Source organism: Frankia gtarii (assembly GCF_025403375.1).
Lineage (GTDB): Bacteria > Actinomycetota > Actinomycetes > Frankiales > Frankiaceae > Frankia > Frankia gtarii.
The window spans coordinates 1-14797 of sequence record NZ_JAMPTM010000163.1 but is presented as its reverse complement, the minus strand read 5'-3'; the positions used below and the strand labels follow the sequence as shown (position 1 = coordinate 14797).

Here is a 14797-nt window from a genome sequence, read left to right as displayed (position 1 = left end):
GTGCCGGGGTCCGCGCCGGGGGCGGGGCCGACGCGACCGGTAGCGGCACTGGCGGTGATCGTGGGCGCGGTGGGTTGCGTCATCGGCAGCGTCCTACCGTGGAGCGAGATGTCCAGCGCGGACGAGACACGCACGTTCAACGGCATCGTCGTCGGGGACGGTCGGCTGGTCCTCGTTCTGGCAGTCCTCCTGGGTGTCGTGGGTGCCGCCCGGCTCGCGCGCCGGCCGATCGGCGGTCGCACGGCGGATATTCTGGTTGCTCGGCTGGCCGCCGCCATGATCGTGGTGATTGCCGGGCTCGCCCGGGCCTACGGACCGCCGACCCTCGCCTCCTTTCGGGCCATCTCGGCGGACGTGATCTCCATCCATCCGCAGAACGGGATCATGTTCACGCTCGGGTCCGGCATCCTCGCCCTGATCGGCGCGGTACTGCTTCGGCCGCGTACGCCACCGGCCGGAGGCGGTGGCGGGGGGTAACTCGCCGAGTACGGGTGGTTCTGTCTCGCGCCGTGCGGGCAGCTTCCCCGCGTGATACGACCGTGCGGGGCGGTCGTCAGATCCTCCGGAGTGTCGGACGGTGGTGGCGTGGGTGAGCGGTCAACAGCAGAGTCCGTGGGCCCGCCCGGGTGGTGCCGGTTCACCTCCGGCTGCCGGAGGCGACGGCACCAGGACGGCCGCGGGGGCCGGCGGCCGGGAGACACCAGCCGCGGTCGGCCCGGGCCCGCCCGAGCGTGACAATCGCGCGGTCGCCGTCGCCGCGGAGCTGCGAGCGTGGCGGGCGCGGGCCGCGGCGACGGCCGATCCCGCCTGGTCCCGGGAGGGCGCCGTGACGCTGTCGTCGCCCGTTGGCGTAGTCGCCGGGGTGGCCGTGCCGGCGGTGCCGGCCGTGCGGCCGGAGTCGGCGGCGGGCGGCGCGCACCCGTGGGCCTTGCCGGCAACGGCCGGCACCTCGATGCCTGCGCCGGTCCGCCCGGCGGATCCGGCCGCCCGCTCGTGGCTGCGCCGGATGGCGTCCCACTGCGGTTGGCTACCCGGTCCGGTGGCGGTCTGCGCCGGAGTCGTCGTGATCATCGCATCGGGGATGCGGTGGGCGACGGTGCGGGCCTACGGGTTCGTGGAGTTCACCGTGCGGGGGACCGATCCCGACCAGCACGGGCAGTTGACGGTGCTGCTGGGAATCCTCGCCGTGGTCGCGGGCCTGCTCCTCGCCGCCGGGCGCAGGCAGTGGGGGCGCATGCTCGCCACCATGACCGGGCTGATGGTCCTGCTGACCGCGGCGGTCGACCTCGTCCAGCTCTACCGGGGTGGTCCGTTCGTCGACAGCGGGCTGCGCACGGTGACCACGGTCGGCCCGGGATTGTGGGTGATTGCCTGTTGTGGTTTTGTCGTTCTAGTGGTCGGTGTTGTTGTGCGATTCGCGTATCAAACCTCAGGTGGCCATGGCCACGAGCCGCGTCGTTGACCGACGGCCGGCGCGGCGGTCTGAACCGGGTGGGGATGACCCGATGGGGGATGGGTGACCCCCATCGGGGGGACGCCCGGTTCAGTGGATTTGGGGTCATGACGACAACCGCGACAGCGGGCACCATTAACCAGGTCAAGGGCGCACGGGGGGAGCAGCGAGGCTCAGTCGGGGGACGAGCCGGAGATGCTCCGCACTTGACCGGATCGCGCGCCCTCACGCCACGCGGGGGGTGGCGCGAGGGCACGCACCGGATTCGGGGATCCAGTGTGGGTCTGGGTGGTGGGCGCTGACATGGGGGTGTCGGCGCCCACTGCGTTTTTCGGTCAGGCCATCCCCTCCGCGCGGCGATCGAGATGCCCGTCCTCGATGGCCCGCTTGAAGAGGTCGACCTTGGTTGCCGCGTCGCGGCCGACCCGTCGGTACTTCTGACGGACCCGGTCGATGTACTGCTTGGCGGTTTCCGGGGAGACGTCCATCTTCCGGGCGACGGTCTTCAGCGGCATCCCTGTCGCGTACAGGCGCAGCGCCTCGACCTCCTTCGGGGACAGGTGCGGTTTGTCCGGGGAGTCATCGGTGAGGAGCAGGAAGGCCAGCTGCGGAGAGATCCATCCGGTGCCGGCGGCTGCCGCGCGGATTGCGGTGGCCAGATCCTCGACGTCGTCGGTCTTGGGAACGAAGCCCGAGGCGCCGGCGCGCATCGCGCGCCGGATGGTGTCCGGCGCGGCCGCGGCGCTGAACACCACCACGCTGCGCTCGTCGGACAGCAGCCGCCGGAGGTTGTCCGGGGGCTCGGTGCCGTCACCGAGGTCGAGATCGAGCAGGACCACCTGTGCGTGCCGCCCAGGACCGGCGAGCAGGGCATCGAGGGAACAGGCGGTGTCGATAAGGTCGAAGTCCTTGACGTCGTGCAGCAGATCTGCCAGACCGCGCAGCACGATCGGATGATCGTCCACCGCCGCAACCGTGATGATGTCGGAAGCTGTCGTGTTGTCCTCAGCGTTCATGGTGGTCCAGTCGTTCTCCCGGACTTGCGGCCATGACAGATCTCGACACGGCCCTACGGGCGTCGGTGCCCGTCAGTGGGGACGTGGGGGCGTCCCCGGCCGCGAGGAGCGTCGGGGACTCCGCTCGCGCGACGCCCACCATTTCAGCAGATCTCGACCCGATGTCACGACCTGGTTCGGATTTGCGCAACGAAGTCGAAACATCCGGCTAGCTCAGCAGCTACAGCACCATCAGCCGCAACCGTACGTCGCGCACTCGCCGCAGCACTCGCAGCACTCGCAGCACTCGAGGTACCGGCCGCCCAGACCCTCCTTGTGCTGCCCGTCGAACGGCGACGTGTAGTCGTCGCACATCTGGCAGGTCAGGAACATTCCGGCGGCGACCAGGCAGGCCGAGCCCGGCTGCCGGCGGCTTGGCGGCCGGGCGTCGGGAGGACCGTCCGGCCGATCGCCGGGGCGGCCCGGCCCGGGAGCTGACCCTGCGGACACGAAGGTTCGGCTGATGGCATGGTCGAGGCCGTCAGTGGGTTCCAGGATCCCGAGCGAGCATCGCCGGTCTGGTCTGCGACGGCGCCGAGGAGGTGGGCGACGCGGCCGAGGTGCCGTCCCACCGTTGCGAGGGGCGCGTGGTTGTCGTCGGACCCGGCCACGACGGGCGGTGTGCGCGAGGACGGCGCAGACCGCGGTGCTGGCTGAGAAGCGCCACGCCCAGCCTCAGACGCGCGACGGTGTGGAACTCCCAGGATCACGGTTGAGCGCTTCGGTGAGCTGGTCGAACTCGGCCGGGTCGTTGTACGCGTGGGCGCTCACCCGTAGCACCGGCCCCTCGAGATCGCGGCTGCGCTGGACCGGGATGGCGCTGGTGAGGATCGCATCCTGCCGGTAGAGACGATCGCGGACGGCCACGGGGTCCACGCCGGATGGTGGTTCCAGCGTGATGATGCCGGTCGGCGAGTCCGGCCGCTCTCGTACCCGCCAGCCCCCGGCACCGTCCAGGACGCGTCGCCCGTAGGAGGCGAGGTACACGATGCGGGCGAACACGAGCGGGGGATCGCTGGCGAGCAGCTCGGAAAGCGCCTGGGCGAGACCGACCCGGGCGGCTGTCGAGGCTTCACCGATGCCCAGCCGGGCCAGGCCGGGCAGGGGAATCGGCCGGCCGTCCTTGCCCCGCCCCATGCTGTAAAGACTCGGAACCGCGACGTTGATGCGCTCGGCCAGGTCCCCCCGCACAGCGAGGAAGCCGGTGCCCCGGGGGCCGCACAGCCACTTGCGGGACGTTCCCACGTAGGCGCTGGCGTGGAGGTCGCAGACACCGATCTGGCCGAGAGACTGGGCGACGTCGAGGACGAGCGGCACCCCGGAGGCGGCGCAGCGCCTGCCGATCTCGACGGCCGGCTGCACGATGCCACGTTGGCTGGGGACATGCGGAAAGACGACGAGATCCAGCTCGTCGAGCGCGAGTGGACGGGCTGCCCGGGGGCTGGGTATCCCCACCCTGTCGAGGACATCAAGGTCGATCACGCCCTGCGGGTCGACGGGCAGATCGATCAACTCGAGTGGAGCCTGTCGCGCCCGGGCCTCGAGCATGAGCATGTTGGAGCCGTACTCGCTCGGAAGAACTCCGATTCTGGCGCCCGCAGGCAGGGGCCATGCGGTGAGCAGCGCGGCAAAGGCGGTGCTGGCCGAATGGTGAAAGGCGAGATCGTCGGGGCCGAGGCCGGGTCCCAGGAGGTCGGCCAGTGCCGCCCGTGCGGAGTGCAGGACCTCGCCGGCCTCCATCTCGGCGACGTAGGCGCCGCGTTCGCCTTCGCGCCGTAGATGGGCGATCTGGGCGTCGAGGATCGCCTGGCTGGGCCGCGCCGCGGCGGCCGCGTCCAGGTGGGTCACGGCGCAGGGCGGCCGTGCGGCACGCCAGCGCCGGGCCAGATCCGTCCCCACGCGGTCGCCCGCCGCCGCGTCGGTGAGATCCTCATGATTCTGGCGGCTCGCCGTCGCATCCACCGGACCAGGATCGCACCCGTCGGACGGCCCGGGGGCTTCGTTGCGCATCCCCGGGCCCGGTCGGGATTGCCGCCGTGTCGCCCCGGTGTGGCCCCGGTGCGCGGGCAGGTGTCAGCTCGCCCGCTCGGGCACGACCTTGCTGACGATGTGCTCCGCGATGGCAAGGGACGCCGTCGCGCCCGGCGACGGTGCGTTGCGTACATGGACGACTCGACCGGTGTGCGACAGGACGAAGTCGTCGACGAGGCTGCCGTCCCGAGCCACCGCCTGGGCACGCACCCCGGCCGGGCCGCGCACCACGTCGTTGGTCCGCAGTTCGGGCACGTAGCGCCGGGCCTCGGAGATGAACGCCCGCTTGCTGACGGTGTGCAGTATCTCCTTCGCCCCGGTCTTCCAGTGCGTTCTGGCCATCTTGTGAAAGCCGGGCCAGGAGAGGGTGCGCCGTAGGTCACCGCCCTGGACGGTGCCGACCGTGTAGCCCTCACGGGCGGTGGCGAGCACCGCGTTGGGGCCGACGAGGACCTCGCCGTCGATGCGCTTGGTGAGGTGGATTCCGAGGAAGGGGTACCGCGGGTCCGGCACCGGATAGATGAGCCCGCGTACGAGGTCCCGCCGCTGCGGGCGCAGCAGCCAGTAGTCGCCTCGGAAGGGGATGATCTGCGGGGACGGGTCCTCGCCGGTGAGGGTCGCCACCAGGTCGGACTGCAGACCCGCGCAGGCGATCAGCAGATCGAACGGGCCGACGCGCTCGGAGACGGCCGCGACCCGCCCGTCGTCCCTGGAGGCGATCTCGTGGTTGCCGTTGGGCCGGGCGCTGGCCGAACCGGTGACGGTGAGCCGCAGGTGCACCCCGTCCGGCCGCTCGTCGACGCCGACCACCTCGGCGCCGGTGCGCACCGTGCCGCCCCCGGCGATGATCTCTTTACGTAGCGCCTGCGCGACCCCGGGATAGTCGACGATCGCGGTGGTGGGGGAGTGGAGGGCGGCGACTCCCCGGGCGTGCGGTTCGATCACCCGCAGTTCGGCGGCGTCGAGCATGCGGGTCCGGGGGACTCCGTTGGCCTGCGCGCGCTTCTCGATCTCGCCGAGGCGCTCCAGTTCGCTGTCGTCGACCGCGACGACGACCTTGCCGCACTCGTCGTAACGGATGTCGTGGGTGTCGCAGAACTCGCGCAGCAGGCCGACGCCGCGCCGGCACAGGGTGGCTTTCAGTGAGCCCGGGACGTAGTAGAGACCGGCGTGGACGACACCGCTGTTGCGTCCGGTCTGGTGCCGGGCGACGTCGGGCTCCTTCTCGAACACGGTCACGGCCGCTCCCGGTTCGACCTGGCCGAGGCGCCGGGCCACCGCCAGTCCGAGTATGCCGCCGCCGATGACCGCGATCCGACCTGCCACGCCCCGCCCCCTGCTTGTCGTCGATCGGCTGGAGTCCGCCACCACGGGCGACTGTACGGAACAAGTATCGGCATACACGCTGTGTGACGAGCCGGTAGTCCGTCCCGACGACCGCGCGGCGGACCCGTCGCCAGGTGATCCGCCGCGCCGCCGTCGCCGCGGCGGCGCCCCGAGCGGCTCAGCCGAAGAAGTGGCCCGGCGGGTGCGCCCGGTCGGTGCGCGAGCGCGGCACCCCACGCAGCGCGTCGGTAAGGGTGCGGGCCGTGTTGACCAGCGGGACGTGGCTGAACGCCTGCGGGAAGTTGCCGGTCATCCGGCCCAGCCGCGGGTCGTACTCCTCGGCGAGCAGTCCGACGTCGTTGCGCAGCGACAACAGGCGTTCGAACAGTTCCTGGGCCTCGTGCACCCGCCCGGACAGCGCGTAGTTGTCGGCCAGCCAGAAGGTACAGGCGAGGAAGGCGCCTTCGCCGGCGGGCAGCCCGTCGACCGCGCCGTCCTCGGCGGTCGGGTAGCGCAGGACGAAGCCATCCTCCATCAGCTCTCGTTCGATCGATGCGACCGTGCCGACGACCCGGGGATCGGTGGCCGGCAGGAAGCCGACGAGCGGCATGTACAGCAGCGCCGCGTCAAGCTCACGGGAGCCGTAGAACTGGGTGAAGGTGTTGCGGTCCGGGTCGAAGCCCCGCGCGCAGACCTCGGTGTGGATCTCGTCGCGCAGCGCGGACCAGCGTTCCACGGGACCGGGCAGGCCGGACTCGACGATGCCGCGCACGGCCCGGTCGGCCGCGACCCAGGCCATCACCTTGGAATGAACGAAGTGCCGGCGTGGCCCGCGGACCTCCCAGATGCCCTCGTCGGTCTTGCGCCAGCCGGTCTCCAGGAAGTCCATCAGCTTGGTCTGCAGCGGCCAGGAATCGTCGCTCTGGTGGTCGGCGATCGCCTGTCCGCCGGGCAGGACGAGCCCGGGGACGGACGGCCGCCGGTTGGCGACCGCGACCCGCGCCACGTGCAGGGCGTCGAGGACCTCGCCGTAGACGTCGAGCTGGAACTGGTCGACGGCGGCGTTGCCGACGCGGACGGGGGAGGAACCCTCGTAGCCGGCGAGCCAGGGCACCTCGTACTCGGGTAGCCGACGTTCCCCCCCGACGCCGTACATGATCTGGACCCGGGACGGGTCGCCCGCCACCGCGCGCAGCAGCCATTCCCGCCACGCGGTCGCCTCGCTGGTGAACCCGGCGTCGAGCAGGGCCAGCAGGGTGATCGTCGCATCGCGCAGCCAGCAGTACCGGTAGTCCCAGTTGCGCACCCCGCCGATGTGCTCGGGCAGGGAGGTGGTGACGGCCGCGACGATGCCCCCGGTCGGGGCGTAGGTCAACGCCTTGAGGGTGATCAGGGAGCGGCGCACGGCGGGCTGCCACTGGCCGTCGTAGGTGCAACCGGCCATCCAGTCCGACCACCACGCCTCGGTGAGGGTGATCATGCGGCGGACGTCGTGGATCGGCGGCGGGGACTGGTGCGACGGCGTCCAGGTCAGGGAGAAGGGCACGGACTGGCCGGCGGCGACGTGGAAGTCGGCGTAGGTGGCCATGTCGTGCCCCTCCATGGGGGCGGTGGTGCGCAGGGTGACGGCGTCGGGGCCGGCGACGGCGGACATGGTGTGCTCGTCGACCCGGCGCACCCACGGCACGATCGAGCCGTAGTCGAACCGGAACCGGGTCTCCGAGCGCATGTGGACGGCGCCCTCGAGACACTCGACGAGCCGCAGCACCGTGTGGGTGCCGGCGTGGGGGAACATCGCGTCGACGATGCGCACGGTGCCCGACGCGGTGGTCATGTCCGTCTCGAGCACCAGGGTGTCACCGCGGTAGCGGCGGCTGACGCCGAGAACCGGTTCGACCGGGGCGATCTGCCAGTGCCCGTCGTCGGCGTCACCGAGCAACGCGGCAAAGCAGGACGGTGAGTCGAACCGGGGCAGGCACAGCCAGTCGATCGAGCCCGTGCGCGCCACGAGTGCCGCAGAGTGGGTGTCGCCGATCAGCGCGTAGTCCTCGATCAGGGATGGCACGACCTGATTCCTCGCTCCCATGGTTCGCTGGTCGCGATCATCGAAAGATGATGATCGCCGGATGTGGGATGAGCGCCGTCGTCGGCGTCATCGGGCGGGGTACGGCGGTCACACGTGGCGGAGGTCGCCGAGCCTCACAAAGGCGTTCACCTTACGGACTGCGCCGGCCGGCTAGGTTGGGGGTCCGGACTTCGCGGTGGTCCATCCGTAATCCGGACCAGAAAACTTTCCCCGATGTGACAGGACTCACGACGTGGCCTCTATGTCGCCTACCGCTGCCACCCGCGCCGTGCGGTATCTGGTCGACCCGCGGCGCCGCACGGCGGTGGTGGCGATCACCCTCGCGGCCATCGGCCTGATCGCGTTCGGGATCTACGCGACGCTGAGCGGGCCGCCGCCCAAGCAGGAGGCGGTCGTCGTGTTCGCGCCGGAGGCGACGACGGCGCAGAAGGAGGCCGTGCGCGCCGCGTGCCCCTCGGTGGGCCGCGCGATCCAGCTGCCGAAGGACCGCAACAACCTCGCCGTCAGCAGGGCGTATCCGCTGCGCTACGACGTCGCGAAGGCGTCGACGGCCGACCGTGCGGCCGTGTACAAGTGCGTGCACGACTACCCGGGCGTGGTCGGCATCAGCCAGGAGACCCAGGGCCAGTGACGCCCGCGCCGGCCGCCCACGCCGGCCGTCCACGCCGGCGCCCTACCCCGCCGGCGTCTCGTCGGCGCGCTCCCGCTCCTCCCGCTTCTCCTGGTCGCGTTCCTCCTGGTCGCGCTCCTCGAGGATTTCGGCGGGGGTGGGCAGACCGGCGTCACGCGCCTGCTTCGCCTGCCACAGGCTGACGATCATCGTCGCCAGCACGACGAGTCCGCTGAAGATCAGGCTTCCGCCGCTCCAGGGCGACGAGGCAGGCAGGGTGTCGACGACGATCCAGGCGATGCCGGCGCCGATCATCCCGAGACCGAACAGGATCGTGAAAACCGAGGAGAACCGGTTGGCGGCGGCCTGATCGGCGAGGTCGGCCGCCTTGCGCCGGGTCCGCTCGAAGCGGCTGCGCGCCCACTCGTACTCCAGGCTCAGGATGAAGAACCCGAGGGCGACCACAAGGAAGCCCGGACCGGGCAGCACGAGCATCGCGATGCCGACGCCGAGGACCACGATCCCCAGCACGGTGAGGGCGATCCTGCGCAGAAGTCGGGCGCTTTGGGTCAGCACGGCGGGCAACTCTCCCTGGACGGGTGGGTGGGACGTGGTGCGCGCAGGTCTCCACGGGCGATGGTGGTTCCTGATGGCGGTTGCGACGTTCGGCTGGGGCATCCGGGCGGCTACCGTCCCCGCGGGCGTCGTCGACATCGTCGTGGTTACCTTCGTCCAACGCGCCACGCACCACAATCGTGGCCCGGATCTCCGAGCTCGGCTCCGTGACCTGGGCCGCGTTTCGGGGTGAGCGGCGCGAACCAGGAGCGCCCCCGGATCGTTCGTTAGGGTGATAAGGCGGCTCACCAGGAGCTTCCTACGGACAAGCGGGTCGACAGGGCGCGGAGAGGGTTGTTGTGGAGATCGAGGAGACCGCGCTCCCTGGCATCGGGCTGCGGCACGACTTCCAGACGCGCAGTGGCCGTCGGCTGGGGGTCGTGTCCCATCATCACGGGCGGCGTGACCTCGTGATCTACGATCCCGAGGATCCCGACTCCTCCCGGGACTCCATCCCGCTCACGGCGGAGGAGAGCGACGCGCTCTCGGAGCTGCTGGGCGCGCCGCACATCGTCGAGAAGCTGGCCGACATCAGCAGCGCGTTCGCCGGGCTGGTCGGCGAGCAGATCGCGATCCTGGCCGACTCGCCCTTCGCGGGCCGCCCGCTTGGTGACACCCAGGCCCGCACCCGCACCGGCGCCTCCATCGTCGCCGTCGTCCGCAACCAGATCGTCCACGCCTCCCCCCGGCCGGACTTCCGGTTCGAGCCCGGGGACATCGTGGTGGTCGTCGGGACCCCGGAGAACACGGCGTCCGTCGCCGCGTTGCTCCACTCCGGCTGACGAGCGGGTCGGCCGAATCGAGTGCATTCCACCGCGACGACCTTCCTTGAGCTCGGGGGGGTTCTGTTCTCCCTCGGCATCCTCGGACATCTGGCGCTGCGCGTCGGAATTTCTCCCATCCCGCTTTATCTCGTCGGCGGCCTGGCCTTCGGCCACGGCGGGCTGCTGCCGCTCGGCGCCAGCGAGGAGTTCATCGGCGTCGGCGCCGAGATCGGTGTCGTCCTGCTGCTGCTCACCCTCGGTCTGGAGTACACCGCCGGCGAGCTGCTGTCCGGCCTGCGTGAACAGGCCCGGTCGGGGGTGCTCGATCTGGTCCTGAACGCCGCCCCGGGGGTCGCCGCGGCGTTCATCCTGGGCTGGGGCCCGACGGCGGCGGTGGTCCTCGGCGGGGTGACGGCCATCTCCTCCTCCGGGATCATCGCGAAGGTCCTCGGCGACCTCGGGCGGCTCGGTAACCGGGAGACGCCGGTCGTGCTGTCCGTTCTTGTGCTCGAGGACCTGGCGATGGCCGTGTACCTGCCGATCCTGACCGCGCTGCTGGCCCATCACAGCCTCGCCCGCGGGTCGCTGACGGTGGCGATCGCCCTCGGTGTGCTCGTCGCCGTCCTCTACGTCGCGCTGCGGCACAGCGACAAGGTGACCCGACTGGTGTTCAACCCGTCCGCGGACCGCGACGACGAGGTCCTGCTGCTGCGGGCACTGGGGCTGGCGCTGCTCGTGGCCGGCCTGGCCCAGCGGATGCAGGTGTCCTCCGCCGTCGGCGCCTTCCTCGTCGGCATCGCCCTGTCCGGCCCCGTGGCCGAGGGCGCGCAGGAGGTGCTCCGGCCGCTGCGGGACCTGTTCGCGGCCGTCTTCTTCGTCTTCTTCGGCATGCAGACGGCCCCCGCCGACATTCCCCCGGCGCTACTCGCCGGATCGCTGTTGGCGCTTGCCGGCGTCGTGACAAAGGTCATGACGGGGTGGTGGGCGGCCCGTTCCGCCGGGATCGGGACGATGGGCCGGTTCCGGGCGGGCGCGGCCCTCGTTGCGCGGGGCGAGTTCTCGATCGTGATCGCCGGGCTCGCCGTGGCGGCCGGCATCGAACCGAAGCTGGGCCCGCTCGCCGCCTGCTATGTGCTGCTCATGGCGATTATCGGCCCGCTGGCCGCCCGTTTCGTCGAGCCGGTGACCCGCGCGGCCCGCGGCCGGTTGAGCCGCCCCTGATCGCCGGGCGGCGGCACCGAATCGACGAGTCCGCAACGGTTGATCAACGTTGCGTCGACGTCGGAGAGGGCCGCCGCCCGCCCTCGGCCGGCCGCGGTGCTGTCCGACCGGAACGGGGCGAACTTACGGGCCCGGGTGCGCCCACTCGGGCGGCCATGTTTGGCAGGATGCGGCCCATGAGCGGACTTCTCGAAGGTAAGCGCATTCTCGTCACCGGTGTTCTCACCGAAGCATCGATCGCGTTCAGCGTTGCCCGCATCGCGCAGGAACAGGGCGCGCAGGTTGTTCTCTCCGGATTCGGACGTGGGCTGTCGCTGACGCGGCGCATCGCCAGGCGGCTGCCCACCGAGGCGCCGGTCGTCGAGCTGGACGTCACCGACGAAGAGCAGCTGGCCGGGCTCGCCGGGCGGGTGCTCGAGCACGTCGACGGCCTTGACGGGGTGCTGCACGCGATCGGTTTCGCGCCCGAGTCGGTCCTCGGCGGCAAGCCGTTCGTCGAGGCCGCCTGGACCGAGGTCGGTACCGCCCTGCAGGTGTCGACCTGGTCGCTGGCCTCCCTGACCCGGGCGACCCTGCCCCTGTTCGGGGAACGGGCCTCGATCGTGGGCCTCGACTTCGACGCCGCCGTCGCCTGGCCGTCCTACGACTGGATGGGCGTCGCCAAGGCGGGTCTGGCGTCCACGGCCCGTTATCTGGCCCGCGACCTGGGCCCGCGCGGCGTCCGGGTGAACCTGGTGGCGGCCGGCCCGCTGCGCACGATGGCGGCCAAGAGCATCCCGGGCTTCAGCCAGTTCGAGGACGTCTGGGACGGCCGGGCGCCGTTGGGCTGGAGCGTCCACGACACGACGCCCGCGGCCCAGGCATGCGTGGCGTTGCTGTCGGACTGGTTCCCGGCGACCACCGGCGAGATCGTCCACGTCGACGGCGGCGTGCACGCCGTCGGCGTCTGACCGGCGGCCCGCATTCGGCCGCCGGGGTCAGCCGGCGGCCGCCGCCTCATCGAGCAGGTCCAACGCCGTTCCGACGATGACGTCCACCGTGACGGGGACGGCCTCCGCTCGGGCCGCCGCCGCCGGGGCGGCGGCCGGCGGCGGTGCGGCCGAGCCGAGCGTCGAGATCGGATCGCCGTGCACGCCCGCCAGGAAACTCAGCGCCCGCGGATCGCCGTCGACGACGGTGACCATCGGGCACCGCCGGTTCGCCGGGAAGAGCTCGGCGAGCAGCGCGTCCGACCCGTCGGCCAGCCCGCGGCGGGCCTGCAGCGCTCCGAACACGGCGCCCGGCGAGGTCAGGCAGACCACGCTCACCTCGCGTCCGAGCCCGGCGCGCAGCTCCGCCGCGGCGCGCAGCACCTCCGGCATGACCGGGCCGACGCCGACGAGGGTGATCGCGGCCCCCGGGCCGCCCTCGTGCAGCCGGTATCCGCCGGCGAGCACCAGGGCGCGACGGCGACGCCAGCCGTCCGCGTCCACCGGTAGTTCGGCGAGCCGCTGGTCCATCGGCCGGGCGGAGAGCTGGATCAGACTGGACGCACCGTCGAGCCGGGCCAGCTGGCCGAGCCCGGCCAGCAGGCACCACGCGAGGTCGTGCGCGAACGCCGGCACCCAGGTCGTCGCGATCCCGGCCGGGGCGCCGTCGCCGCCGTTCCACGCCAGGGCCCGGGTGACCGGGTCGAGCCCGGTGTCGGCGACCGCCAGCATGGAGCGGGCGTCGCCGCTGCCCGCGGCGAGCCAGCCGGGCAGTACCCGACCGGCCGACACCTCGTCGGCGACCCCGATCGGCAGCAGCGGCAGGCCCTGCCGGCTCCAGGCCACCCCCAGCGAACCGAGTACCCCGCCGAAGGCCGCCGCGGACAGGCCGCCGGCCACGTGACGCCCCGCCGGGGCCTCGCCGTCGCCATCGTCGTCCCCGCGGCCGCCGCCGCCGCCGACCGACCGCACCAGGCCGACGGTAGCGCTCGGTCCACGCGCGCCAGCGGCGTCGTTCGCGCCACCCACGCCGCCACCGCCGACGCCGACAGCCCCGTTCGTCGCCGTGGGCTCGGCGGCGGCCAGCCAGCCGGCGAGCACGGGATCGGCTGCCCGGGTGCTGATCGTGACCACCGCGGCCGCCGCCTGCGGGGCGAGACGGGGCAGGTCGCGAAGCAGTTCCCCGAACGCCTCCTGGGTGGAGATCCGCTCCGGGAAGCGGCGGGCGGCGTGCGCGGGCACCTGCGCGGGGGTGCGCAGCGGCACCGGAGCATGGTCCAGGTAGCGCGCCACATGGCTGGTGAGGCGCCGGGCTCCGTCAAGTGGCGGCAGGACGACGATCGACCCGCCGCCGTGGGCCGCCGCAGCGGCCCCGTCGGGGGTGGCGATCTGCGCGGCAGCTGGCGCGGGCGGGTCGCGGCGGTCGGCGTCTGCGGCCGGGCCGGCGCCGTCTCCCGGTGCGAGCCGGTCGCTGGTGTAGGCGAACAGCACGGTCGGCCGGTCCGCTGCCACCTCGTCGAAGGCATCGATCAGCAGTGCGATGTCGTGCCCGCCAAGGTCGCCCAGGCAGGCGAGGATCTGCTCGTCGGTGAGCGTGTCCAGCAGCCGGCTGACGCCGGCGCCGGTGGTGCCCGGCCCGGCTAGGCGGCGGCGCAGGTCCGTCCCGCGGGTGTGCAGCAGATCCTGGAACTCGGCCGGGGTGAGCAGGTCGAGCCGTGACCGCAGCGCATGGCCGCCGGGCGCCCGGAACAACGCCTCGAGCCGACGGCCGTAGCGCACGGTCAGGACCTGCCAGCCCGCCGCCTCGAACAGCCGTGACGCGCGGGCCGGTCCGCCGATCCCACCGGGGCCGCCGGTGGCGGCGGACACGCCGGACTCGGTCACCATCACCACCCAGAGCAGCTCGCCGAGATGCGCGGCCCGCTCGTCGGCGATCGTCTCCCAGACGGCCGGGTCGCGCAGTTCGGCGTAGTCGATCAGGCAGATCTGCCGTCCCCGCGGGGTGCGGTCGAAGCGTTCGCCGGCGTACCGGCGGGCCAGCGCCGCCCATACCGTCCCGCTCGGTCCGACGCTGCCGGCGCCCAGCACGCGCAGGGGTGGGGCGTCCGCCGGGGGCGGCGCGGTGTCGGGTCGCGGCCAGTCGGTCGGCGGCGCGCCCCCCGTCGGTCCACCGACCGGGTCGTCGGCCACCCGCGCGTCCTCGAGCACCTGATGGACGGCGTGGACCAGCGCGCCGGCCCGGGGCGTCACGCTGACCCGGTCCTCGGCGCGCAGCGAGTCGAACCACAGGACGGTGGCGATGCTCGAGGCCGCGGCCACCCCCGCCCGTTCGCCCCGGGCGGCAGCTGGGGAACGTCGCCCGCCGCGCACGCCGACCTCGATGGCCGCGGTGGCCGCGGCGCGCAACCGACTCTCCACCGCGGCCAGGGCGGCGAGGTCGAGCACGCCACCGGGCGGCCCCGGCGTGACCGGTTCCGGCACGCCGCCGACGATCACGCCTGATCCGTGGGGCGCGGTCGGGGCCGCGGCGGTCACCACCGCAGGTGGTCCGGCCGGTGCCTCGGCCTCGGCGGGCCAGGGGCTGCGGACGGCGCCTGGCGACGTCACCATGGAGTCCTCGTCTCGATCTCGATGGATGTCCGAGCCGGATCCCAGGGGCGGGCGGGAC

At 72.5% G+C, this 14797-nt stretch carries 11 protein-coding genes and 1 pseudogene; 6 read left to right on the top strand and 6 right to left on the bottom strand.

Annotation, left to right across the window (positions count from 1 at the left end; translation table 11 throughout):
* Together NBZ83_RS21125 and NBZ83_RS21120 are read left to right on the top strand one after the other, a co-directional pair.
* A pseudogene (locus NBZ83_RS21125) lies at window positions 1-477 on the top strand (hypothetical protein); the annotation flags it as partial.
* Between the two features lie 112 nt (window positions 478-589).
* Window positions 590-1462, top strand: coding sequence for a hypothetical protein (locus NBZ83_RS21120; protein WP_261575648.1), 873 nt, complete (start codon window positions 590-592; stop codon window positions 1460-1462).
* A gap of 326 nt (window positions 1463-1788) precedes the next feature.
* Here the strand turns inward: NBZ83_RS21120 and NBZ83_RS21115 are convergent, their stop codons facing one another.
* The 4 genes from NBZ83_RS21115 to NBZ83_RS21100 all read right to left on the bottom strand — a co-directional run bounded on the left by NBZ83_RS21115 (window position 1789) and on the right by NBZ83_RS21100 (window position 7930).
* A complete protein-coding gene (locus tag NBZ83_RS21115; protein ID WP_261570256.1) occupies window positions 1789-2469 on the bottom strand; it encodes a response regulator in 681 nt (226 codons plus the stop codon).
* A 714-nt stretch (window positions 2470-3183) separates the two neighbouring features.
* Window positions 3184-4470, bottom strand: a complete 1287-nt coding sequence (locus tag NBZ83_RS21110; protein WP_261575647.1) for an aminotransferase class V-fold PLP-dependent enzyme — start codon at window positions 4468-4470, stop codon at window positions 3184-3186.
* Window positions 4471-4581: 111 nt separating this feature from the next.
* A complete protein-coding gene (locus NBZ83_RS21105; RefSeq protein ID WP_261570254.1) occupies window positions 4582-5865 on the bottom strand; it encodes an L-2-hydroxyglutarate oxidase in 1284 nt (427 codons plus the stop codon).
* Between the two features lie 178 nt (window positions 5866-6043).
* Window positions 6044-7930 carry a glycoside hydrolase family 15 protein gene (locus NBZ83_RS21100; RefSeq protein WP_261570253.1) on the bottom strand — a complete coding sequence of 629 codons (1887 nt, stop codon included), beginning with the start codon at window positions 7928-7930 and terminating at the stop codon, window positions 6044-6046.
* Between the two features lie 262 nt (window positions 7931-8192).
* Between NBZ83_RS21100 and NBZ83_RS21095 the strand changes: the two genes are divergently transcribed.
* Window positions 8193-8582: a hypothetical protein gene (locus NBZ83_RS21095; protein WP_261570252.1), complete on the top strand. Its 390-nt coding sequence runs from the start codon at window positions 8193-8195 to the stop codon at window positions 8580-8582.
* A 42-nt stretch (window positions 8583-8624) separates the two neighbouring features.
* Here NBZ83_RS21095 and NBZ83_RS21090 read toward each other — a convergent pair whose 3' ends face one another.
* Window positions 8625-9137 carry a PGPGW domain-containing protein gene (locus NBZ83_RS21090; RefSeq protein ID WP_261575646.1) on the bottom strand — a complete coding sequence of 171 codons (513 nt, stop codon included), beginning with the start codon at window positions 9135-9137 and terminating at the stop codon, window positions 8625-8627.
* A 338-nt stretch (window positions 9138-9475) separates the two neighbouring features.
* On the opposite strand from NBZ83_RS21090, the gene NBZ83_RS21085 reads away from it, so the two are divergent.
* From NBZ83_RS21085 to fabI, 3 genes are all read left to right on the top strand, one after another.
* Window positions 9476-9958 carry a cation:proton antiporter regulatory subunit gene (locus NBZ83_RS21085; protein ID WP_261570250.1) on the top strand — a complete coding sequence of 161 codons (483 nt, stop codon included), beginning with the start codon at window positions 9476-9478 and terminating at the stop codon, window positions 9956-9958.
* A gap of 21 nt (window positions 9959-9979) precedes the next feature.
* Complete coding sequence (locus NBZ83_RS21080; protein WP_261570249.1) at window positions 9980-11161, top strand: cation:proton antiporter; 1182 nt, start codon at window positions 9980-9982, stop codon at window positions 11159-11161.
* Between the two features lie 176 nt (window positions 11162-11337).
* Window positions 11338-12111 carry an enoyl-ACP reductase FabI gene (fabI, locus tag NBZ83_RS21075; protein ID WP_136446366.1) on the top strand — a complete coding sequence of 258 codons (774 nt, stop codon included), beginning with the start codon at window positions 11338-11340 and terminating at the stop codon, window positions 12109-12111.
* Window positions 12112-12138: 27 nt separating this feature from the next.
* Here fabI and NBZ83_RS21070 read toward each other — a convergent pair.
* A partial coding sequence (locus tag NBZ83_RS21070) for a pyruvate dehydrogenase (protein WP_261575645.1) occupies window positions 12139-14797 on the bottom strand: 2659 nt, incomplete at its 5' end.